Genomic DNA, 22,729 nt, shown 5'->3' on the forward strand with positions numbered 1-22,729 from the left:
GGTGCGCTTCGTCGATGAGTACCGTGACGCCGAGAAGGCCCGGACGCTGGCCACACGGATCGCCGCCCTGTGCGAGCCGGGTCGTGCCTACAAGTTCATGGAGGTGTGCGGCGGGCACACCCACACGATCTACAAGCACGGGCTGGAGGACTACCTGCCCGAGGCGGTCACGCTGGTGCACGGCCCCGGCTGTCCCGTCTGCGTGATCCCCATGGGCCGGGTGGACGACGCCATCCACATCGCCGGGCAGCCAGACGTGATCATGACCTCGTTCGGCGACATGATGCGCGTGCCCGGGGGGAACGGATCCTTCCTCGACGCCAAGGCGCGGGGCGCCGACATCCGCATGGTCTACTCCCCGCTGGACGCCCTGAAGATCGCCCGGCAGAATCCCGGCAAGCGCGTGGTCTTCATGGCGATCGGCTTCGAGACCACCGCTCCCTCGACGGCGATGACCGTCCTGCGCGCGGAGGCCGAGGGGATCGCCAACTTCTCGATCTTCTGCAACCACGTGACGATCATTCCCGCGATCAAGGCGATCCTGGACTCTCCGGACCTGCGCCTCGACGGGTTCATCGGGCCGGGCCACGTCTCCACCGTGATCGGTTGCCGGCCGTACGAGTTCATCGCGCGCGACTACGGCAAGCCCCTGGTGGTGGCCGGCTTCGAACCGCTCGACGTGCTGCACACGGTCTACCAGATCCTCGTGCAGCTGGCCGGCGGCCGGGCCGAGATCGACAACCAGTACGCCCGGGTGGTCCCGTGGGACGGCAACCTCAAGGCTCTGCGCGTCATCAACGAGGTGATGGAGCTGCGCCCGTACTTCGAGTGGCGCGGGCTGGGGTTCATCTCGCAGTCGGCGCTCAGGGTCTCGGAGCGATACGCCGCCTTCGACGCCGAACGGATCTTCCAGATTCCCGGCGGCCGGGTGGCCGATCCCAAGGCGTGCCAGTGCGGTGAGGTGCTCAAGGGGGTGCTCAAGCCGTGGGAGTGCAAGGTGTTCGGTACCGCGTGCACTCCGGAGACGCCGATCGGCACGTGCATGGTGTCGTCCGAAGGGGCGTGCGCGGCCTACTACAACTTCGGCCGGTTCTCGCGCGAGCGCGTCAAGGAGGCGACCCAGAGGTGAGCGCCGAGGAGGAGACCACCGGCCGGGTGGAGACCGCGACGCGGGAGGCCCCGGAGCGGATCAGGTCCGCGGGCCGCGAACGGCAGCCCCCGGACCTGATCCGGGCTCCCGATCCGATCCAGACCCCGGATCCGGTTCGGCCTCCCGATCCGATCCAGACCCCGGATCCGGTTCGGCCTCCCGATCCGATCCAGGCTCCGGATCCGGTTCGGCCTCCCGACCCGATCCAGGCTCCGGATCCGGTTCGGCCCGCCGACTCGATCCAGACTCCGGCGAGCCGAGAGCAGCAGGTCCTGGACCGGATCGAGCGGGTACGCCACCGCAAGGCCCGCGTGCGGGAGGACCGCATCACCCTCGCGCACGGCGCGGGCGGCAAGGCCACGCACACCCTGATCGAGGCGGTGTTCCTGGAGGCCTTCCGCAACCCGCTGCTGGAGCCCCTGGAGGACGGCGCGGTCGTCGACGGGCTGGCCTTCACCACCGACTCGTACGTGGTGACGCCGCTGTTCTTCCCCGGGGGCGACATCGGCGACCTCGCGGTCAACGGCACCGTCAACGATCTGGCGATGTGCGGGGCGCGCCCCCGCTACCTGTCGGCCGGATTCATCCTTGAAGAAGGCTTTCCCGTCGCCGACCTGCGGCGCATCACCGCCTCCATAGCGGCGGCGGCGCGGGCGGCGGACGTGTGGATCGTCACCGGCGACACCAAGGTCGTGGAGAGAGGCAAGGCCGACGGCTGCTACATCACCACCTCGGGCATCGGGACGCTGGACCGGACTACCCGGCTGAGCGCCGCCGCCGCCCTGCCGGGGGACGTGGTCATCGTGTCCGGGCCGATCGGCGAGCACGGCATCACGATCATGCTTGCCCGGGGAGAGCTCGACATCGAAGCCGATCTCACCTCGGACACCGCGCCGCTCAACGCCCTGACCCGCATACTGCTGGACGCCTGCGGCGACGGGCGGGTGCGCTGCCTCCGGGACGCCACCCGCGGCGGGGTCGCGACGATCGTCAACGAGATAGCGGAGGCCTCGAAGGTCGCCGTCGTGCTGGAGGAGGACGCGATCCCGGTACGCCCCGCCGTACGCGGGGCATGTGAACTATTGGGGATCGATCCGCTCTACGTCGCCTGCGAGGGCCGGATGGTCGCGGTGGTGGCCGAGCAGTCCGCCGAGGTCGCGCTGGCCGCCCTGCGCTCCCATCCGCTCGGCGCGGACGCGGCCGTCATCGGACGGATCGGTGACGACCCGCCGGGGCTGGTCCTGCTGAAGACCTCCTTCGGAGGCACCCGCATCGTCGACCTGCTGGTCGGCGACCCGCTGCCGAGAATCTGCTGAGAATCCGTCAATCCGATGAGGTGCTGGATATGAGCGACAAACAGAGACCTGAGGACGCGAGCCCGCACGGCGAAGAGGGAGAGAAGGAGCACCACGGCTACTCCCCCGACGTGGGTCGCGCGAGCGAAGAGGTGATCCAGTCCGGTAACCGGGCCTTCGCTCCCCCGCCGGAGACGAAGGGCCCCGGACGCGTGGTGTCCGAGGAGGAGCGCGAGGGCGTCTCCCCCACCGACACCGAGGCCGCATCGCCCCTGGGCGTCGGCACCGGCACCGGCAGACGCGCCGAGGAGATCGCGGAGGAGGAGGACGAGGAAGGCCGCGAGGCAGCCGGTGTCGATGAGAAAACCGGGCGTCCGTACGGCGTCTCCACCTCTGAGGACTCCACCGGCGTCAAGCCTCGGGACCCCGGCCGCTAACGCGGGAAGACGATCGTCTTGTGGCCGTCGAGCAGGACGCGCTGTTCGGTGTGCCAGCGGACGGCGCGGGCAAGGGCCTGGCACTCGACGTCGCGGCCGATGGCGGCGAGGTCGTCCGCGGAGTGGGTGTGATTGACCCGGGCGACCTCCTGCTCGATGATCGGGCCCTCGTCGAGGTCGGCGGTCACATAGTGGGCGGTCGCGCCGATCAGCTTCACGCCCCGGGAGTGAGCCTGGTGGTACGGCTTGGCCCCCTTGAACGACGGCAGGAACGAGTGGTGGATGTTGATCACATTGCCCGCGAGCTTGACGCAGAGATCTTCCGACAGCACCTGCATGTAGCGGGCGAGCACCACCAGGTCGACCCGGTAGTGATCGACCAGCGCCAGGATCTCCGCCTCCTGCCTGGGCTTGGTCTCCGAGGTGACCGGCAGGTGGTGGTAGTCGATGCCGTAGGACTGGGTCAGCGGCCGGAGATCGGGGTGGTTGGAGACGACCGAGACGATCTCGATGTCGAGCAGGCCGGAGCGTGTCCGGTAGAGCAGGTCGTTCAGGCAGTGGCCGAACTTGCTGACCATCACGAGCACGCGCGGCTTGACGGCCACGTCCCGCAGCTTGAAGTCCATGCCGAATTCGGGGGCGAGGGCGGCGAAGGCCGTGAGCAGTTCTCCGTCGGGCACCGTCGAGGAGAACTGCACCCGCATGAAGAACCGCCCGTCGGCGTCTCCGAACTGCTGACTCTCGATGATGTTGCATCCCTGCCCCGCGAGGAGGCCCGAGACCGCGGCCACCACACCGGGACCGTCCGGACAGGACAACGTCAACACAAACTCGGCCCTGGAACTCATGCCTTTTCACCCTTGAGGAGGTCGGATCGTACGGTGCCTTCGACTGACCTGGGCAGAGTACAGCGACCCGCCCGCATTCACCCGCACCATTCCCGTTGATCTCCTCTCCGGCATGAACACGTTGAATCGGCTGACGGTGATAGCGTCCCGGACCTGTGAGCGACTCCCAGGTGAACGACCGGCCCGCGGCCCGAGTGATCTGCGTGGACGGCACGGGCCGGGTGCTGCTGATGCACTGGCACGACACGACCAGCGGGCAGACCCTGTGGGAACCGCCGGGCGGCGGGATCGACCCCGGCGAGACGCCCTTCGAGGCCGCGCGACGGGAGCTGACCGAGGAGACCGGCCTGCCGGGCGAGGCGGTGCTGAACCGGTGGGTGCCGGTGCGCAGGGAGTTCGACTGGCTCGGCACTCGCTATGCCAAGACCGAACGGTTCTATCTGGCCAGGTTCGGGAGCACTCCCGAGGTGGACCCGAAGGCGTTCACTTCCGAGGAGGACAGCACCTATCTGGGTTTCGGCTGGTTCTCCCCCGCGGAGATGGCCGAACTTCCCGGCGCCCTCGAACCTCCGGACCTGCGGGAGATCATCTCCCGGATCACCCAGCTTGCCCCCTAAAGAGGCCAAGGTGCAGACTTTTCCCCTGCGGAGGAAAAATCCACACCCTGATGCACATAGAGGAAAAAATGACTCCCACGGAGGGGGGATTCCTCCCGAGTGGGGATTATCTCCGCCTCGTGGGCCCATCCCCTGCGGATGCACCCTCTGTCTCGCCAGGAGTGTCCTCCTTCGCCTGCCTTCCGCCCCGCGCCACTCTTTTTCCTGCGACACGGTACGGCTCAGCGTGGACCACGGCCACATGCAGATCTTCCCGGCATGAATCGTCGTCAGAACCTGGATCAACTCAGCGGAGAGGCGCTCTCACCCCTTGTGCATGACGCTGGAAGCACCACTCAGTCTGACCGTTCCGGGCTTGTGAACAATGATCTTTTTCATCGCACTCACCAAAGAATGACTACAGATACGAAGAGTAAGTATTCCCCTGTTCCGCCTGAACGCAACGCCTAATGACGAATTAGCATGAAATTCGCTTACTTAATGAGGGGGGACATGGCAACAACCAGATCTTTCTCTCCATGGATCACGATGCAACCGCCGCGCTCTTCTCTGCGGATCTCGCGCCAGCCGTACTTGCGATAGAGCTCCATCGCGGCAGGCTGGTTCAGGGTGGTGTCACCGCAGAGCCGGACATAGCCCAGCTCAATCGCGCGCTTCTCCAGTTCAGCGACCATCTGGGCGCCGAGCCCGCGTCGCTGGAATTCCGGATGGACCCGCATGCGGCACATCTCCGCGCTCTGGTCATCAACACGGCGCAGCCCGCCCATTGCGACGATGCGCCCGCCGGGAATCTCACCCACGAGGAACTCTCCACCGCCGGCGAGATAGATCTCGTTGATCCGGGGGAAATCGTCCTCGTAGTAAACGCCGTCTCCCGGTGCGAGACCGACCTGAGCAAGGCAGATCTGATGCAGCGCCCAGACGGATTCGAGGTCAGACCAGCGATAACGCCGGATTCTGGCCTTCATGCACCAATCACCGGATCCTCCGTCGGCGAGGCGCGCAGCGCCTCCTGGAAGAGCTTGAGCCCCGCATGGTTGGGGGCCTTGGCCTCCACCTCCCTGGCCATCTCATGGGCGCGCTGCATGAGGATGCCGGGCCTGCAGTTGTCGCCGAGGCCGTCGAGCGTGGCCCGGGCGATCGCCAGCGCCTCGTCGATGTCACCCTCGAGAAGCTTGCACTGGGCACGGTCGAACTTGATGAAGGTCGGGTCGAGCCAGTCGGCCGGGCCGTACTTCGTGAGCGCCTGTTCCAGGATGAGGTCGGCCTCCATCGCCTGCCCCAGCTTCACCAGTGCGTCTCCCTGGTGGAAGTAGAGCTGACGCTCGGTGTAGCCGAAGGTCGAGTCGTCCTGATCGACGGCGGTCATCTGGGAGAACGCCGCCCTGGCCCGCGACAGCGCCCGCTTGGCCTGGTCGACCACGTCCTTCTTGCCCGAACCCGACATCATCGCCAGCGCGCGGGCCTCGACGACCGGGGCCATGGCCTGAGCCGCGCAGGGCGTCTGACCGGCCATGTCGCGGCTCTTCTTGGCAAGGTTGAGCGCTTCGCGCGGGTCGCCGTAGTAGAGCGGGACCAGTGCCTCCCTGGCCGTCACCCAGGCCCGGAGCGCGCGGTCTCCGGTCTCGTCCGCGGCCGTCCTGCCGGTCCTGAAGAAGGAACGGGCAAGCCGGTGATCGCCGAGGTTAATCATGATCATGCCGCTCAGCCCCGCAAGCTGGGCGGCCATGCGGCATAACCGTTCCTGCAGGTCCACCGGCTGGCGCCGCTCCATGGCCTTGCGCACGGCGCTGAACTCCAGGAGCACGTCGCAGAGCAGTCTCAGCGGCGGTGTGTTCATGTATTGGCGGCCGAAGCCGATGGTGGCTTCCTCCCACTGATCCAGCATCGCAGCCGAGACGGTGGCCGACACCAGGGTGTCGTCCATCCTTCTGCGAATGCTCTCCACGGATCCGAGCACCTGCCCGTCCAGCGCGATGCCGCTGCCGGCCAGAAGCTGTAAAAGCGTCCTCCGTAGCACGTTCTCGTCCTCCTCACCCCCGACCACGGAAGAGGAGTTGCTGATCGACTGAATCAGCAACTCCCCAGGGCCAGGGGAAGTATCGGGTTTTCCATCTTGGAGATCTCCTCGGACCGTCCCGGGCATCTTGTGACCATGGCCACAGATGCACGGGCCGTCGTATCCAAGGGAGACCGGTTCGACCCGGTAGGCGGTGCACAGATAGTGGAGGTATTCGGGACCGGGCCGTTTCAGCCCGCTCTCGTAGGCGGAGAGAAGCGTCTCGCCTATGCCTGGCGCCGATTTGCCATCACGTTCGAACAGCGCCCTTATCTGTTCGATCACATCCGCGAGGGCGACGCCGTGCGCGAGACGATGACCTTTAATCCGTGTTGTCCCGAATTGTGGATTACACTTTTCGTAGATCATCTCGGCGATATGCGCCGAGCTCTGCCCGACAGCCAGGCCTTTGGCCCGAAGCTGCCGCGCTAATTCCGTCTCCCTGTGCTGCCTGCCGGACATACCGGCCCCTCTCTCGTGGCCAGCTGGGCTGGCTGGCACACTTGTCCCGACCGGTCCTCTCCCCTGACTCAGTGTGATTCTGTTGTCGCACTGTGCCTAAGAGAATGATGGACCACGTTTGACTCATCCGGAACGTACGAATAAAGCCACCGGCTAAGGATCGTCCACCGCCGGACTGTTTCTTTCAACCTACTTGGGACAAGGCATACCCTGATCTGGGTTTTCCCCACATTGACCCTGAGGCCACAGTGGGCCATGTTTGGCTCACAACACCAAATGCGTGATCAATCGAACACGATTCGGTGCTGTGAGCCAAACCCAAGAGGAGGGACGAGGTGGGGGAAAACGACTTCGGGCACCTAGAACGACTGGTGTCGGAACTTGACTCCCGCGGGCTCCACGCCCGGGTGGTGCGGACCCAGTCGGGCCGTGCCTTCGTACGTGTGATCAACCCGAACGCGACCAGCCTGGCGGAGAATGTCACCTGCCGAGCGCAGGCCGCCCCCAGCTGCCGGGATTGGTACTACTGGTGGTCCTGGGGTGAGCGGATGCACACGGCGGAAGACCCCGCCGGTGCCGCGACCAAGGTCGCACGCGTACTCGCCGCGGTGGGGGAGTGAGCGAGCGGTGCACCTGACGGCGTCCATCCGCCCGGGTGCATCGCTCCTACCGCGGCTCGACGGGGCCGACGGGGTGACCGGTGCGGAGCGTCTTCGGACGCTGGTCACCCCGTCGGCTTCGAACCTCTCGAACGATCCCGTCGACCGGCCCTCTCAGCCGGCCCGTCGACGGTCTTCGAAGCTCCAGAAAACACAAGCTGCCGCCCGGGTCTCGTCCGGGCGGTAACCGGAGGGATCTCTCTTGGAAACGGCACGGGACACGCTTCCGGGTGCGCGTCCCGTACGAGTCGTCCGTCACCGGGGCATCCGAGCCCACCCCCCGCGGCCCTGAGCTCGGATGTCCCCGTCTTCCCCGGCGTGATGTGACGGCGGCCGGTTCGGTCGGCAATATAGGTAAGTCGCATGACTTGCCCGTCTTGACGAACGATCCGATCCGAGAGGGATCCACTCCGTGTTCTTGTTTGCCCCCTTGTCCGTGATAAGCCTCTCTCCGATAAGCCCCTCTCCCACTCCGACCGCGACCGTGACGGCCCCCGCCACGGAGACCTTGGTCAAGGATGTAATGAGTGTGGGCGCAGGCTTGACCAACGGATGCGACAACGGCGGCGGGGCGATCTGCAACCTCATGCGAGCCGTCCTGCCGGACACGTTCGCACCTCTGGTTGCGGCTCTGATCGCCATCGTGCTGGTCATGCTGATCGCTCTGATCTTTCGCAACGTGGCCCACCGGCTGATCACCCGGGTGGTACGGCGGGCGTCCTCCGGCCGGGCGTCCCTGGCCGGACGCCTGCGCGGGCGGGAGCCGGTGACCCCCGAGGGCCTTGACGCGATCGTGGCCGAGAGGCGCAGGCAGCGGGCCGAGACCATGGGTTCGGTGCTCAAGCACATCGCCTCCATCGTCATCCTGGGCACCGGGGTTCTGACCGTCCTCGACAAGCTCTCCATCCCCATCGCCCCGCTGCTGACCAGCGTCGGCATCGTGGGTGTGGCGATCGGCTTCGGCGCCCAGGAACTCGTCAAGGACTTCATCGCGGGCATGTTCATGCTCCTGGAGGACCAGTACGGCGTGGGCGATGTGATCGACTCCGGTGCCGCGATCGGCACGGTCGAGGCGGTCACCCTGCGCATCACCCGTCTGCGCGACACCGAGGGCCGGGTCTGGTACGTCCGCAACGGCACCATCACCCGCGTCGGCAACGAGTCTCAGGGCTGGTCCCGCGCGGCGGTGGACGTGCCGGTGTCCTACACCGCCGACATCCCCGCGGTCCGCGAGCTCCTTGAGCAGGTGGCCGACGAGATCTGGTCGGACCCCTCCTTCCGCGACTCCGTCATCGTCGAGGAGCCCCAGGTCTGGGGGATCGAGCAGATCTCCGACACCGCCGTCATCTTCCGGATCAGCGCCAAGACCCTCCCGTCCAAGCAGGCCCAGGTCGCCCGGGAGCTCCGCCTCCGCGTCAAGTCGGCCCTGGACCGCGCCTCCATTCCGATCGCCGGCTGACGTCACTTAGGCTTGACGCGTGTCCGCGATCCCCGAGGAACCCCAGTCCTTCTACGACGCCGTCGGCGGCGAAGAGGCCTTCAGACGTCTTGTCCACCGCTTCTACGAGGGAGTGGCGGACGACCCGCTGCTGCGGCCTCTCTACCCCGAGGAAGACCTCGTCGGGGCCGAGGAGCGGCTGCGCCTCTTCCTCATCCAATACTGGGGCGGCCCCAACACCTACAGCCTGCAGCGCGGACACCCCCGTCTGCGGATGCGGCACAACCCGTTTGTCATCGGCCCGGACGAGCGCGACGCCTGGCTGAGGCACATGCACGACGCGGTGGCCTCGCTGGAGCTCCCCGACGACCTGGAGAAGCGCCTCTGGGACTACCTGGTCTACGCGGCGCAGAGCATGATGAACGCCCCCGGCGCATAAACCCCGCCGGATGACCACTCCCGACGCATAAACCCCACCGAGCGAGGGCAATCGATGCACATGGAAACCCCCTGGTGGCGTGATGCCGTCGTCTACGAGATCTACGTTCGCAGCTTCGCCGACGCCTCTGGAGACGGCGTCGGCGATCTGCCCGGTATCCGGCAGCGCCTGCCGTACCTCGCCGAGCTCGGCGTGGACGCGATCTGGCTGACCCCCTTCTACCGCTCCCCCATGGCCGACGGCGGCTACGACGTGGCGGACTACCGCGACGTCGACCCCCTTTTCGGCACCCTCGCCGACTTCGACGCGCTCGTCGCGGAGGCTCACCGGCTCGGGCTGCGCGTGATCGTGGACATCGTGCCGAACCACAGCTCCTCCGAGCACAAATGGTTCCAGGCCGCGCTGCGGGGTGAGCAGCGCGAGCGCTACATCTTCCGCGACGGCGGGGACCTGCCGCCCAACAACTGGCAGTCCACCTTCAGCGGCCCGGCCTGGACCAAGACGCCCGACGGTCAGTGGTACCTCCACCTGTTCGCCTCGCAGCAGCCGGACTTCAACTGGCGCAACCCCGAGGTTCACTCCGAGTTCCTCGACATCCTGCGGTTCTGGCTGGACCGGGACGTGGACGGGTTCAGGATCGACGTGGCGATGGGCCTGTACAAGGCCGAGGGTCTGCCTGACAGCCCGCCGGAGGATCAGGCGTTCAAGGCCGAGTCGCCGATCTGGGGACGGCCTGAGGTCCATGAGGTCTACCGGGAGTGGCGCAAGGTGCTCGACTCCTATCCGGGCGAGCGGATGGCCATCGGCGAGGTGTGGACCGACTCCGCCGAGGACCTCGCGCTCTACGTCCGCTCCGACGAGCTGCACCAGAGCTTTAACTTCGCCTGGCTGGAGGCTCCCTGGTCGGCGACGGCGTTCAAGAAGATCATCGATGACACCCTGGCCGCCGTGACCGCTCCCACCTGGGTGCTCTCCAACCACGACGTGATCCGTCACGTCACCCGGTACGGCGAGGGCGCGACCGGCTCCACGCCGGGCCTCGCCCGTGGCCGTGCGGCGCTGCTCGCCATGCTCGCCCTGCCCGGGTCGGCATATTTGTACCAGGGGGAGGAACTTGGTCTCCCCGAGGTGAAGGATCTTCCCCCGGAGGCCCGCCAGGACCCCATTTTCGCCCGTTCGGGAGGCAAGCTGCCCGGCCGGGACGGCTGCCGGGTCCCCATCCCCTGGTCCGGCGTCGCCGAGCCGTACGGCTTCTCCCCCGACGGCGTCCGGCCCTGGCTGCCCCAGCCCGCCGAGTGGGCCGCGCTGAACGCCGAAAGCCAGGCGGACGACCCGGGCTCGACTCTGAGCTTCTACCAGGAGGCCCTGCGCGCCCGCCGCGCGCTGCGCGGCTCGCTCGATGACCAGGTCACCTGGCTGGACTCCCCCGAGGGCGCGCTGTTCTTCAGGCGCGGCTCGCTGACCTGCGTCATCAACTGCGGCACCGAACCGGTATCGCTTCCGCCGCACGAGCATGTCCTGATCGGCAGCGCTCCCGTGGAGGGCTACCTGCTCCTTCCGGACACGGCGGCCTGGCTGCACACCCCCTGACCCCCGCGGGGAGCCCGTCTCGGTGAGGTCGCACCAACACGGGGGATCCGGCGGGCGCTACCCGGCGGGCGCGAACCGGCTCAGGTAGACGAGCTCCTCCTGGTTCAGCCGCCGGGGAGCGGCCCGTGCCACGTCGTAGGCGACGAGCACCGAGCGGGCCTGAACGAAGATCTCCTCGTTGTCACGGATCTCGTAGTGGAGGGTGAACCTCACCGGCCGGATCTCGGTCACCCAGGTCTCCACCCGGACCGGGTCCGGGCGGAAGGTGAGGGGGCGCCGGTAGTCGATCTCGTGCCGGGCGATCACCAGCCCGTTGAAGGGCTTCCTGCCCTCCCGGTGGGGGTCGATGTGGAACATCGCCAGCCGCGCGTCTTCGAGGTAGTCGAAGAACCGCACGTTGTTGACGTGGCCGAGCGAGTCGACGTCGGCGAACCTGACGGCTCGGGGAAACACATGCCGGTGGCCCTGGCCGACGCCGTCCGCGACGCTCTGTTCAAACACACCGAGAACGGTAGCGAGCCCCCGGCTCCCGCTGTACGGCGGGGCGCCGGGGGCTTTTTCCTGCGATCCGCGTCAGTCGCGGGTGAGCCTGCGGTAGGTGACACGGTGCGGGCGAGCCGCATCGGCGCCCAGCCGCTCGATCTTGTTCTTTTCGTAGTCGGCGTAGTTGCCCTCGAACCAGAACCAGTTCGAGCCCTCTTCCCACGCAAGGATGTGGGTGGCGACGCGGTCGAGGAACCACCGGTCGTGCGAGGTGATGACGGCGCAGCCGGGGAACTCCAGCAACGCGTTCTCCAGGCTGGAGAGCGTCTCGGTGTCGAGGTCGTTGGTGGGCTCGTCGAGCAGCAGCACGTTGCCGCCCTGCTTGAGGGTCAGCGCCAGGTTGAGCCGGTTTCGCTCGCCACCGGACAGGATGCCGGCCTTCTTCTGCTGGTCCGGACCCTTGAACCCGAACGCGGCGATGTAGGCGCGGGAGGGCATCTCGACCTGGCCGACCTTGATGTAGTCGAGCCCGTCGGAGACGACCTCCCAGACGTTCTTGGTCGGGTCGATGCCACCACGGCTCTGGTCCGCATAGGAGATCTTGACGGTGTCACCGACGACGATCTCGCCGCTGTCCGGCGTCTCGCTTCCGGTGACCATCTTGAACAGCGTCGTCTTACCGACGCCGTTCGGGCCGATGATGCCGACGAGACCGTTGCGCGGCAGGTCAAAGGAGAGACTGTCCATCAGGACACGGTCGTCGAAGCCCTTGGTGAGCTTCTCGGCCCGGATGACCGTGGTGCCCAGACGCGGGCCCGGCGGGATCTGGATCTCCTCGAAGTCAAGCTTGCGGTGCTTGTCGGCCTCGGAGGCCATCTCCTCGTAACGCTGCAGACGCGCCCGGCTCTTGGTCTGGCGTGCCCTGGCGTTGGAGCGGACCCACTCGAGCTCCTCCTCCAGGCGCTTCTTGCGCTTGGCGTCCTTCTGGCCCTCAAGCTTGAGCCGGGCCGCCTTGGCCTCCAGGTAGGTGGAGTAGTTGCCCTCGTAGGGGTGGCAACGGCCGCGGTCGAGCTCCAGGATCCAGTTGGCCACGTTGTCCAGGAAGTAACGGTCGTGGGTGACGGCCAGGACGGTGCCGGGGTATTTCTCAAGATGGGACTCGAGCCACTGGACGCTCTCCGCGTCCAGATGGTTGGTGGGCTCGTCGAGCAGGAGCAGGTCGGGCTGTTCGAGCAGAAGCTTGCACAGCGCGACCCGGCGGCGCTCACCACCGGAGAGCTGGGTCACCTCGGAGTCCGGCGGCGGGCACCGGAGGGCGTCCATCGCCTGCTCCAACTGGCTTTCGAGATCCCACCCGTTACGGTGGTCGAGCGCTTCCTGCAACGTGCCCATCTCGTCCAGAAGCGCGTCGCTGTAGTCGGTGGCCATGAGCTCGGCGATCTCGTTGTATCGATCGAGCATGGCCTTGGTCTCGGCGACGCCCTCTTCGACGTTGCCGAGCACGGTCTTGGATTCGTTGAGCGGGGGTTCCTGCTGAAGCATGCCGACGCTGAAGCCGGGCATGAGCCGGGCGTCGCCGTTGGACGGCTGCTCCAGGCCCGCCATCATCTTCAGCAGCGTCGACTTTCCGGTGCCGTTGGGGCCCAGGACGCCGATCTTGGCGCCCGGCAGGAACGACAGCGTTACGTCGTCGAGGACGACCTTGTCGCCATGCGCCTTGCGCACGCGCTGCATTGTGTAGATGTACTCCGGCATGCCTTTAGTTTAGGGCCTGCTGAGCTCAGCTAGGGGCGGACTCGGCTCCGGGCCGACGGGCAGGGGGCACAACCGTGGCGGGCAGGCAGATCCGGTCACGGCCGAGCTCCTTTGCCCGGTAAAGGGCCAGGTCTGCCGCGGCGAGCAGTTCGATCAGGTCGTCGCCGTGCACGCTCATGATCGCCACCCCTGCCGAGATGGTCACAGTGATCATGTTGTCGTCGGCCGGAACCGCCATCCGCCCCACGCGGGAACGCAGACGCTCGGCGACCCGGCGGGCCTCGGTGACATCGGCCCTGGGCAGCAGGACGACGAACTCCTCGCCGCCGAAGCGGCCCACCACGTCGTAGTCACGCAGCTGACTGCGGATGGTGGAGGCCACGCCCACCAGGACCTGGTCGCCGATCAGGTGGCCGTAGGTGTCGTTGACCCGTTTGAAGTGGTCGATGTCGACGATCAGCAGGGCGAGCGTCTCGCCGGTGCGACGTGCCCTGACGATCTCGGTGTCCGCCTCACGCTGCCACGCCGCGGCGTTGAGCAGACCGGTCTTGAAGTCGGTGCGGGCCGCCGCCTGCAGCTGGGCGTGGAGCAGGCTGCGCTGGAGCAGCACCACCGGCGGCAGCGCCAGCACCAGCAGCGCCAGGTTCAGCCCGCAGGTGATGGAGACGAGGACTCCGAGACAGAGCTCGACCACGTCGAGCAGCAGGCTTTCCCGATTCCACAGAACCTCCCGCCAGCGGCTGTCGGGATCCGCGGTGTGCGCGGCGATGGCGATCAGCGCGGTGTTGACCACCGTGAACAGCACCGCGCAGCCGACGGCGATGAGGATGGGCTCCCCGGCGCCCCTGGTCAGCGCGGCCAGGCCACCGGCCGTGCCGTGGAAGAGCAGCGAGGCCGCGCATCCGGCCAGGCCGATCGCGGCCGAGCTGAAGACCCTTCGGTAGACGACCGTCTCACGCACCCGTTTCTGCAACAGGAACTGGAGCGGGATGGGCGCGAGAAGCGCGTAGACCGGCGGCAGGAGCAGTGCGGCCGGCAGCCACCACGCGGAGAGCAGGTCGCGGGAGACGCCCGCGGGCATGCCGAGCCTGCGGGTCGCCTCGATGCAGACGGCGCCACATGCCATCAGCGCGGTGAAGGTGAGCAGATCAGGCCAGCGGAAATTGCCGGATACGGCAAAGAACAAGATTGCGGCAAAATCCAGGGCCACGACCCCGCAGATGTAACCAACCAGTGCGCGACGCTGCCCAAGCAGAGGCCATCTGTCGGCCAAGGGCGCCACGCTGTCGCGTGGCTTGACTGAGGTGTGACTGGGAGCCGCCATGTCGTCCCCCTCTCCGACTAACGATGTGTAACACAATAGTTGCGGAGTGTGCGGCATGCGATGGGAACCGCTACCTTTGGCAGAGTGGGCAGCTCACCAGTTGGCTCACAAATGGAATCGCTCGCTCGCGAGCGGACCGTGTGGGAAAGGAGCAGCCATGCGGCGGGGCGTGACCTGGACCTAACAGGTGTCTCGGCATCCGACACGGGAACGACCATCGGCCGGCTTATCTCGGCGCCACCGCACTCTCGCGAAGGCACTGACCGCGTCCGGCCGATGCCCCCTCACCCTCCGGGCTCCGATCTCACCATCCGGGCTTCGATGCGTCTCTCGCACCTCGGACTCCGCCGAAGGCACCACCCGCCTCATCTCCGAACCCTGCCGAAGGCACTTGCGCGCCCTGCCGAAGGCACCCGTTCGGCCCTTATCCCCGGGCACCTCCAAAGGCTCCCCGCCTCCCTTCGGGCACCCTTTGAAGGCACCCCCGCTCCCCGAGCACCTCCAAGGGCGCCACCCGCCTTACCCACGGACACCTCCAAAGGCGCCACCCCGTCTCCCCTCGGCCACCCCTCGAAGGCACCACCGGCCCCACCCTCGGGCACCTTCGAGGAAGCCGCACCACGCCAAGGAGGCAACACCCCGCGCTTACCCTCGGAAAACACCTCCGGGGCACCCCCGGACACCTCTAAAGGCGCCGACCGGCCTCATCCAGGCATCCTCGAAAGCACCACCGCCCCCTCAAGCACCTTCAAGGGCACCATGCCCCGGCTCGCTAGGGCCCGGGCGATCCGCTGGCGCACTCGCCCAGCTCGGCGCGGCACCCGGGCCGGCGGGAAACCCGGCTCAGGCCGCCATACCTTCTTCCACGGGCCACGGCGCGTCGTCCTTCGCCGGCCTGTCGACCTTCTTCTCCGGCGTGCCCGGTTTCCCGGCCACACCCTCCCCCGCGCCGAGCTCCTTCCCCGATGCCTTCTTACGAGCCGTTTCCTTCGGGGCCGCGCCCGGCTTCCCCGAGCCCGGCTTCCCGATCGGCTCTCCCACGCCAAGCTCCCAGCTGACCATCTCTTCCTCCGTCTCTTCGTTCGCATCCGGCGTCTCACCCGCCGGGCCGCGGTCCGCCGAGCCCGGCTCGCTTCCGGCCGCGCCCTCACCCGCCGTACCGCCTTCGGCCTCTGCCGCGTTGTCGTCTTCGTCCGCGGCCTTCACCAGGGCCAATGCCCCGGAGGCGCTTTCCTCGCCAGGGGCCGCGCCGCCCATCGCCCAGTCGAACGTCTCGCGGTCGAGCTCGCTCCGCTCCTCCCGGCCCAGTGCCGGGGTCGCCCCACCCCGCTGTGGCTTGGCGAAGCTCCCGAGCCCCCAGCGAAGGTCATGTCCGAGCGAGTTGGCCTCCACCTCCGCCATGAAACGGCGCTCGCCCTCATGAGTGAACTCACGGATCCGCAACCGCCCCTGGACGACGATCGGCTGGCCCAGGTGGATCGACTGGGCCACGTTGTCGGCGAGCCCGCGGAAACAGCGGACGCCGAAGTAGGTCGTGTCACCGTTGCGCCACTGCTGGTTCTCCCTGTCGAAGTAACGGCTCGTCGAGGCGACCTTGAGCGAGGTGACCCGCGAGCCGTCGGGGAAGGTGTGCTGGCGCGGCGGGGCCGCGACGTTACCGGTCAGCGTGACGTAGATGTCATTCATCGTGCCTCCCATGAGAGCCGGCGGACTGCCCGCGGCATGGAATACACGATGGCCCGCATCGCCCCCGGCACGAGCTACCGAATCACGCTCTGGGGACAACCGTCCGGGCCCGCGACGCAGCTGTGGACAGTGCGGAACCGACACCGTGACAGGGCCGGTTCGGCCGGTTCGGCCGTGACGACACGTGACGACACGAGCTCACCACCGTCGAGCCCGGACGGTTCCCCTCCTCGTCAGGGACGAGCGCTGCAAACGTGCTGGATCGGCCGGTCGCATCCATCGGTGACCGGCGCCGTGGCTGACCCGTGTCGCACGCGGGCGCCGGTGATTGCCCAGCAGTCGGGACGGGTCGGCGGCCGGAGCGGCTCAGCGCTCAGGGCGGTTCAGCGGCCGGGGCGGCTCAGCGGTCGGCACGGTTCAGCGGTCGGCACGGTTCAGCGTGGACATGCCCCACAGTTCGGCGATACGTCCGTCCTGCACCCGGAAGATCTCCATCATCGTGGGGAGGGCGTGTCCTCCCGAGCCGGCCGGGATCCCGTGCATGGTCGTGCGAACGGCGACTCTGTCCCCGTCGACGAGCATGTCCTCGACGACGATCCGGACATCGGGGAACGTCGCGTGTAGCCCGGCCCAGGCCTTCCTGACACTTTCGACGCCGGTGGTGCCCAGCGGGTGACTCACGAAGTCCGCGGAGAAGATCGCCTCCGCGGCCGCGATGTCGCGGGCGTTGAACGCCTCATACATGCTGTGCCCGACGGTTCTCACACTGTCTGTCATCTCATCCGTTCCTGTCTGGAGAATATGGGCGGAGATCCCGCAGGGCTATCGGTCCGCACGGTCACGCTCGATGCGCTCCACGTTGACACGTAGGCGATCCAGGGCCCGTAGCACGATCTCCTGCTCTTCCCCGGTGACCCCGTCGAGCAGCCGCACCTGGTAGGCCTGGTGGGCACACGCGAGTTCTGCGGCGACTCGTTCGCCCTCGGGCGTCAGGCGGGCCAGGGTGTAGCGGTTGTCCTCGGGATCGATGCGACGGCTGATCATTCCCTCGCCCTCGAACTCCTTGATGAGGCGCGTGACGCTCGCCCCATCGAGAGAAAGGATCCGTCGCAGGTCGCTGTGGCTGGTCTCCCCGTCCCTCCACAGTCGCATCAGCACCTGAAGCCGGGGCCTGCTCATCCCCACATGCCGCGCGAATGCCTGGCGTACCTCGGCACAGGCGCCCGCCAGCTGATGAAAGAACCTGTCTTCGGAAGTTTCGGCCGACCCTGCCATCCGTCCCCCTCGCGAGAGAAGCTTCTACTCTTTCTATCAACAACTCTTGATACCATCAAGAGTTTAATCATCAAAGGGATTTACGGTGGCCCGGACCGGTTCACCAGTGCGATACCGCATGGAGCCAGGGGTCGGAACGTCGCGACGGCGAGTGATGGCGCAGGGCCGCCCTCGCTGCGACACCGCGCAGAGCTCAAGGTCAAAACACGACGGATGAGGGCAGGTGGCCGGCTCGGTACCGCTCACCCGTGCGGGAGCGGTACCGGAAAAGAAGGGCGCGGCGAGTCAGGATGAGCCCTGCCGGGGGCGGCAGGGTGGTCGATCCCTATCAGTCCCCTGTGTCCTGGCGGCGGCGCGTCCGGTGCCGCGCTCGCCCCCGAACGCACGCCCCTACCGCAGAGCTTGGCCCAGATGCAGCCCCGCGCAGATGCGCCGGGCCTCGACCAACAGCCGGGCCTCGACCAACAGCAGCATCGTGGACGGCGCGGAATCAGCCCCGCATGCTTCGCATCGCCGCGTAGAACTCGTTGTATCGGGCCAGCTCGCGTTCCACCGGCTCGATCACCATGCCCTCGGCGACCCCAGCGACCCTGCGGCGCATCTCCCGCTCCAGGCGATCACGCTCGTTACCCGCTCCGAGCACGACGAAATTACGGCTGGCCACGGCGGTGAGCAGTCCGAGCCCGAGGACGGAGAGCATCATCAGCGCCACCCATGGCAGCGAGGCCGTCTCGCCGAACACAGCCAGGCCCGACGGCAGCTTGCCGACGCCGACCACACCGTAGAGGACGGCCGTGCCGACCCAGGCGACACCCGCGAAGAACAGCAGGATCAGGAGGTACTGCCAGACGAGGAGAAGCCGCCACCAGACGGGGACCCGGTCCAGGCGCGGTGCGATCTCCGACAGCTCCTCGGAAAGCACCTGGGGCAGCTGAGCCGAGCGCGAACGCGCGGCGTCCCTGATTCCGTTCTGCCAGGCCTCGTGCATGCCGGAGGTCAACCCGTCGGAAAGGGCCTGGACCGCGTTGTCCACCTCCGCAGGCTGCGCGCTGATCGAATCTCCCGCGAGACCTCGAATCTCGTCCCTCAGGTCGCTCAGGCGCAGGCTGTTGAGCGGGTCGGGGCGGAGCTTGGCGGCCCAGCGTGCGTACGGCCAGCCGATCCACTCGATGGACCGCACGCCGTAGACGTTCTCCATCGCCTCCCCGACCGCGGGGACCCCGACCGCGTCGCACAGGGCGTCGGTGAGGCCGATCCGGCGGGCGTCATCCACAGAGGACGCGGCGCCGGGTGCTCCCCCGTCGGGCATGACCTTCGTCAGACGGATCGTCAGGCGGTCAAGATCGGCCTCCAGGCGCTGGACCGCGGCTCTGCGCTTGGACACGGTCTCGGCGAGGACCGCCTTGAGACTGTCCACGCCCCTGCCCGTGGTCGCGGAGGTGGCCACGATGATGGGGTTCTCGACGCCTTCGCGGCGGAGCAGCCCGTCCAGGTCCGCGACGCACTCGGCCAGCTCCTCGGCCTCCAGCCGGTCGGACTGGTTGAGCACGAAGATCGTCACTGCCTCGTGGCCGGCCAGATCGGTCACGTAGCGGCGATGTGTGGAGGCGTCAGCGTACTTCTGCGGGTCGAGCACCCACACGACGAGATCGGCGACCTGGATCAGCCGGTCGGCCTCGGTGTCGGTCAGCGCCCGGATGGAGTCGTGGTCGGGCAGGTCGAGCAGGATCAGTCCGTGGAGCTGGCTCTCGCCCTTGTCCAGGGCACTGGCCCGGGCGAAGCGGTGGCGCCACTGGATCTGCAGCCAGTCGAGCAGCGGGCCCGCGCCCTCCAGGCCCCAGACGCAGGCGTGAGTGCGCGCCGTGGTCGGGCGGCGCACGCCTGTCGGCGACAGCTCCAGCCCGGAGATCGAGTTGAACAGCGTCGACTTACCGCTTCCCGTGCCTCCGGCGAGCGCGACCACGGTGTGGTCGGAGGAGAGCTTGAGCCGGTCGCCGGCGCGCAGCAGCAGCTGCCCCGAGTCGGTGAGGAGCTTGGGCTCGACCTTGCCCGGCCCCAGTTCCACGATCCGTGCCAGCGCGGCGAGCCGTCCGCCAAGACCTTGGCGTGTCTGGGTGGTGCCAACGCTCATCGGGCGACCTCGAGATTGTACGTGGCCTGGTAAAGGCGGGTGGCGGCGTTTTCGTCTGGTATGCCAGCCCCATCAAGGACCTGGACATAACGCGACGTCTCGTCGTCGAACAGCATGCCGATCCGGGCACGAAGATCGCTTCGGGCCTTGACGCCGATGTTGCGCAACGACTCGGCGCCGAGCAGCGCGTGCACCAGCCGCTGCGGCAGCGCACCGGCGATGCCTCCGGCCTCGGCCGAGCCGTTGCCGAGCAGCCCCACGGTCAGGATCAACGCCAGGGACTCGACATCGAACGAGATCACCCTGGCAACCGACCGCTTGGTCACACCCTCGGTCCGGATCAGCTCGATGATGTGGTCCTGCCAGGCGCCGATGACCCGGCTGGTCTTGCGCAGCAGGTCGTCGGAGGCGCGGCCGAGGCCCGGGGTGGCGACCAGGATCTTCCCCGTGCTCTGGCGGTGCAGCCAGCGGGCGGCGGTCTCCTCTGCGGCCCGCTGCGCCGCCGATACGACGACCGACTCCAGCCCGGCCCGCAGCGCGGACTTGAGCGCGCTGAGCCGCTCGGGGGCCTGCTGAGTCGCCTTCCCCGCGAAGCGGCCGGGCTTGCGCAGGTGCAGGGTCCGCATGAGGTCGCCGGACCCGGCGAAGTCCTGCCACCGGGCGAGCACCTCGCCGCGGAGCAGCGAGCCGTTCCTGGTGGCCTCCTCGATCTCGGTCATCGCATGGATGTACGCGGCGTCCACGTCGGTACGGAGGTCGCTCCTGAAGGAGACCTGGGCCTCCAGCTGCTTGGCCAGCGCGGGGATACGGGTGCGGAAGCTGTTCAACGCTCCGAACAGGGTCGCCTGTACGGCCTGCGCCCGCCGCCGGTCGTCGACCGAAAGCTCGGTCAGCCAGAGCCGGAGCTCGGTGACCTCGTGGTCGGGAAGCATGCCGTCGGTGGCCTTGCTCTCGTTGATGACGAACCGGTCGACCTCGCCGAGGCCGTACTCGGTCAGCATCCTGACGAAGTGCTTGGTGACCACCTCGCGGGACTGGGGCGACACCCGGGAGAGCACGATGGCCAACCGTGCTCCGCGCTCCTTGGCCAGGCGGAGCAGCCGCCAGGCCGGTGCGTCGGCGTAACGGGCCGCGGTGGTGACGAAGATCCACAGGTCGGCCGCGTCGAGCATGCGGTGAGCGATCTCGTGGTGCTCCTCGACGACCGAGTCGATGTCCGGGGTGTCGAGCAGTGCCACACCCGGAGGGAGGCGTTCTGTGGAGACGAGCACGAGGCCGCCGGGAGCCGTGTCGGAGTCGGACTCACTCTGGCGCCGCAGGCTGCCGAGCAGGTCTCCCTTGGCGAACCACTCGTGGTCGTCGGGATGGCAGGCGAGGACCGGGGTGCCCGTGGTGGGGCGGCGCACGCCGGTGGCGCTGACCTTGGCGTTGGCCAGGGTGTTGATGAGCGTGGACTTGCCCGCGCCGGTCGAGCCCGCGATGACGACGAGCGCCGGGGCGGTGCTCATGTGGACACGGGGAATCACGTAGTCGTCGAGCTGGGCCAGGATCTCGCTCTGGGTCCGCCTGGCCTCCTCGGCGCCCGGGAGATCCAGGTTGAAGCGGAGGTCGGTGACGCTGTTGCGCAGGGCGGTGAGCGCGTTGGTCAGAGCTTCGGAGACGACGTCCGGCAGCGGGATCTCCCTAACCCGGTCACCCTCCGCCTCCTCGGCCTCCTCTTCGCCCTCGGCCGCGCCGTCGGTCTCGTCGTCGATCCTGTCGCTGTCCTCGACCTCGGCCTCAGGGCCGGAGTCGTTCTCAGAGCCAGATTCGGAGCTGAAGTCAGAGTCAGCGCCGGAGCCGAAGTCAGCCTCAGGGGCAGAGCCGGATCCGGAATCGACCTCGACCTCGGGGTCGGAGCCGGGGTCGAGGTAGAAATCAAAGCCCGAACTGGGTTCGGAGTCGGCCTCGGAGTCAAGGCCGGAACCGGAGTTCGAGCTGGACTCGGAGTCGGCCTCAGGGTCGAGGACGACGACGTCGTCCGACTCTGCGTCCGTATCCGAGGAGTCCGGGTCGACGACCTCGGAGCTCGTCTCGGCGTCTGCCTCGGGTAAGTCTTCGCTCGTGTCCGCACTGCCCGCGCGGAGAGGAGGAGAGTCGATGTCCGCGTCGGCGGGGACGGTGTCCGGAGAGAGAGCTCCGATCTCCCCGCCGGGCCTCCCCTCCCCGGCGCCCGTCTGAGCTGCCCGCTCGGTGCTCTCCGTCGCGGAAGGAGTTCGTGAGGGGGCGACGTCGTCATCCGGGCGTAAGGCGCCCGTATGGAAGGCCCCCGCAGGAGAGGCATCCGCGCGGGACGCACCCGCGGGGGAAGCGTCCGTACGGGAGGCGGGTGTGCGGGGGGCGACCGCAGGAGGGGCGTCCGCACGGGAGAAAGCCGTGCGGAAGGGGCCCGGGGGAGGAACGTCCGCGCGGGACGCACCCGCGGGGGAGGCATCCGCACGGGAGCCGGCCGTACGAAAGGCGCTCGGGGGTAAAGCGTCCGTACCTAAGGCATCCGTACCTGAGGCATCCGTACGGGGGGCACCCGCAGGAGAGGCATTACGGGAGGCACCCGCGGGAGGAGCACCCGTGCGAGAGGCGCCCGGGGAAGCAGCCGGAGAGGCACCCGCGGGGGGAGCACCCGTGCGAGAGATGCCCGGGGCGGCGCTCGGAGGCGAAGACGGCGCACCGCCGCCCGCCGGCGAGGCACCCGCACCAGAGCCGGGCGTGTTCGCCCCGTCCCCGTGCGGAACGTCCTTACCCGCGGTCAAAGAGGCGATGGTCGCCTCAGCGGCCGCGGCCGCCACACGGAAAGCAGCGAACGCGTCCTCCGAAGAGGACGGAGCGGCACCGCCGTCCGTACGGGAGGCACCTGCGGGAGAGGCGCCCGCAGGGGAGGCATTGCGTGAGGTACCCGCAGGGGAGACACCCGGGCGGGAGGTGCCTGCGGGAGGAGCACCCGTACGGGAGGCGCCCGCGGGAGGAACGCTCGCACGAGAGGCGCCGGGGGAAGCACCCGCCGGGGAGGCGCCCGCGGGGGGAGCACCCGCGCGGGAGGCACCC

Annotated in this window: 20 protein-coding genes; 9 read left to right on the forward strand and 11 right to left on the reverse strand. The window is 68.0% G+C overall.

The window, feature by feature from the left end:
* Position 1: 1 nt before the first annotated feature.
* Genes hypD through DKM19_RS35745 form a run of 3 tightly spaced genes read left to right on the forward strand, consistent with a single transcriptional unit; the run spans position 2 to position 2,882 of the window.
* Positions 2–1,129: a hydrogenase formation protein HypD gene (gene hypD, locus DKM19_RS35735; RefSeq protein ID WP_110701913.1), complete on the forward strand. Its 1,128-nt coding sequence runs from the start codon at positions 2–4 to the stop codon at positions 1,127–1,129.
* On the forward strand, positions 1,126–2,466 hold the full coding sequence (gene hypE / locus DKM19_RS35740; RefSeq protein ID WP_305000272.1) for a hydrogenase expression/formation protein HypE: 1,341 nt from the start codon (positions 1,126–1,128) through the stop codon (positions 2,464–2,466). The genes hypD and hypE overlap by 4 nt, the downstream gene beginning before the upstream one ends.
* Positions 2,467–2,495: 29 nt before the next feature.
* Positions 2,496–2,882, forward strand: coding sequence for a hypothetical protein (locus tag DKM19_RS35745; RefSeq protein ID WP_110701915.1), 387 nt, complete (start codon positions 2,496–2,498; stop codon positions 2,880–2,882).
* Here DKM19_RS35745 and purU read toward each other — a convergent pair.
* Positions 2,879–3,730 carry a formyltetrahydrofolate deformylase gene (gene purU, locus DKM19_RS35750; protein ID WP_110701917.1) on the reverse strand — a complete coding sequence of 284 codons (852 nt, stop codon included), beginning with the start codon at positions 3,728–3,730 and terminating at the stop codon, positions 2,879–2,881. The two genes, DKM19_RS35745 and purU, sit on opposite strands and share 4 nt — an antisense overlap.
* A gap of 155 nt (positions 3,731–3,885) precedes the next feature.
* Here purU and DKM19_RS35755 point away from each other — a divergent pair, with 155 nt between their 5' ends.
* Positions 3,886–4,347 (forward strand): NUDIX hydrolase, encoded by a 462-nt coding sequence (locus DKM19_RS35755; protein ID WP_305000273.1) that lies wholly within the window; start codon positions 3,886–3,888, stop codon positions 4,345–4,347.
* Between the two features lie 473 nt (positions 4,348–4,820).
* Here the strand turns inward: DKM19_RS35755 and DKM19_RS35760 are convergent, their stop codons facing one another.
* Together DKM19_RS35760 and DKM19_RS35765 are read right to left on the reverse strand one after the other, a co-directional pair.
* Positions 4,821–5,315 (reverse strand): GNAT family N-acetyltransferase, encoded by a 495-nt coding sequence (locus tag DKM19_RS35760; RefSeq protein ID WP_110701919.1) that lies wholly within the window; start codon positions 5,313–5,315, stop codon positions 4,821–4,823.
* Complete coding sequence (locus DKM19_RS35765; RefSeq protein WP_110701921.1) at positions 5,312–6,868, reverse strand: XRE family transcriptional regulator; 1,557 nt, start codon at positions 6,866–6,868, stop codon at positions 5,312–5,314. Before DKM19_RS35765 ends, DKM19_RS35760 begins: the two co-directional genes overlap by 4 nt.
* A 335-nt stretch (positions 6,869–7,203) precedes the next feature.
* Here DKM19_RS35765 and DKM19_RS35770 point away from each other — a divergent pair, with 335 nt between their 5' ends.
* The 4 genes from DKM19_RS35770 to DKM19_RS35785 all read left to right on the forward strand — a co-directional run bounded on the left by DKM19_RS35770 (position 7,204) and on the right by DKM19_RS35785 (position 10,994).
* Positions 7,204–7,488 carry a hypothetical protein gene (locus DKM19_RS35770; protein WP_089209740.1) on the forward strand — a complete coding sequence of 95 codons (285 nt, stop codon included), beginning with the start codon at positions 7,204–7,206 and terminating at the stop codon, positions 7,486–7,488.
* A 562-nt stretch (positions 7,489–8,050) separates the two neighbouring features.
* Positions 8,051–8,986 (forward strand): mechanosensitive ion channel family protein, encoded by a 936-nt coding sequence (locus DKM19_RS35775; protein ID WP_110701923.1) that lies wholly within the window; start codon positions 8,051–8,053, stop codon positions 8,984–8,986.
* A gap of 19 nt (positions 8,987–9,005) precedes the next feature.
* Positions 9,006–9,404 carry a globin gene (locus DKM19_RS35780; RefSeq protein WP_110701925.1) on the forward strand — a complete coding sequence of 133 codons (399 nt, stop codon included), beginning with the start codon at positions 9,006–9,008 and terminating at the stop codon, positions 9,402–9,404.
* Positions 9,405–9,458: 54 nt separating this feature from the next.
* On the forward strand, positions 9,459–10,994 hold the full coding sequence (locus DKM19_RS35785) for a glycoside hydrolase family 13 protein (protein WP_110701927.1): 1,536 nt from the start codon (positions 9,459–9,461) through the stop codon (positions 10,992–10,994).
* Between the two features lie 57 nt (positions 10,995–11,051).
* On the opposite strand, the gene DKM19_RS35790 is transcribed toward DKM19_RS35785, so the two are convergent.
* The 8 genes from DKM19_RS35790 to DKM19_RS35825 form a co-directional block, all read right to left on the reverse strand.
* Positions 11,052–11,495, reverse strand: a complete 444-nt coding sequence (locus tag DKM19_RS35790) for a thioesterase family protein (protein WP_110701929.1) — start codon at positions 11,493–11,495, stop codon at positions 11,052–11,054.
* A 72-nt stretch (positions 11,496–11,567) separates the two neighbouring features.
* Positions 11,568–13,232: an energy-dependent translational throttle protein EttA gene (gene ettA / locus DKM19_RS35795; RefSeq protein ID WP_110701931.1), complete on the reverse strand. Its 1,665-nt coding sequence runs from the start codon at positions 13,230–13,232 to the stop codon at positions 11,568–11,570.
* A 25-nt stretch (positions 13,233–13,257) separates the two neighbouring features.
* Positions 13,258–14,418, reverse strand: coding sequence for a GGDEF domain-containing protein (locus tag DKM19_RS35800; RefSeq protein ID WP_239513759.1), 1,161 nt, complete (start codon positions 14,416–14,418; stop codon positions 13,258–13,260).
* A 981-nt stretch (positions 14,419–15,399) separates the two neighbouring features.
* The gene (locus DKM19_RS35805) at positions 15,400–16,242 is read right to left on the reverse strand and encodes a single-stranded DNA-binding protein (protein ID WP_162642013.1); all 843 of its coding nucleotides are present in this window, start codon (positions 16,240–16,242) and stop codon (positions 15,400–15,402) included.
* Positions 16,243–16,659: 417 nt separating this feature from the next.
* Positions 16,660–17,019 carry an ester cyclase gene (locus DKM19_RS35810; RefSeq protein ID WP_110701936.1) on the reverse strand — a complete coding sequence of 120 codons (360 nt, stop codon included), beginning with the start codon at positions 17,017–17,019 and terminating at the stop codon, positions 16,660–16,662.
* Between the two features lie 45 nt (positions 17,020–17,064).
* The gene (locus DKM19_RS35815; protein WP_204358388.1) at positions 17,065–17,421 is read right to left on the reverse strand and encodes a MarR family winged helix-turn-helix transcriptional regulator; all 357 of its coding nucleotides are present in this window, start codon (positions 17,419–17,421) and stop codon (positions 17,065–17,067) included.
* A gap of 586 nt (positions 17,422–18,007) precedes the next feature.
* Entirely contained in the window at positions 18,008–19,648 is a 1,641-nt protein-coding gene (locus DKM19_RS35820) for a GTP-binding protein (protein ID WP_110701940.1), read from the reverse strand.
* Complete coding sequence (locus DKM19_RS35825; protein ID WP_239513760.1) at positions 19,645–21,156, reverse strand: dynamin family protein; 1,512 nt, start codon at positions 21,154–21,156, stop codon at positions 19,645–19,647. Before DKM19_RS35825 ends, DKM19_RS35820 begins: the two co-directional genes overlap by 4 nt.
* On the opposite strand from DKM19_RS35825, the gene DKM19_RS52180 reads away from it, so the two are divergent.
* Positions 21,157–21,741: a hypothetical protein gene (locus DKM19_RS52180; protein WP_239513761.1), complete on the forward strand. Its 585-nt coding sequence runs from the start codon at positions 21,157–21,159 to the stop codon at positions 21,739–21,741.
* The last annotated feature ends 988 nt before the right edge of the window (positions 21,742–22,729 follow it).

This window comes from Streptosporangium sp. 'caverna' (assembly GCF_003203775.1).
Lineage (GTDB): Bacteria > Actinomycetota > Actinomycetes > Streptosporangiales > Streptosporangiaceae > Streptosporangium > Streptosporangium subroseum.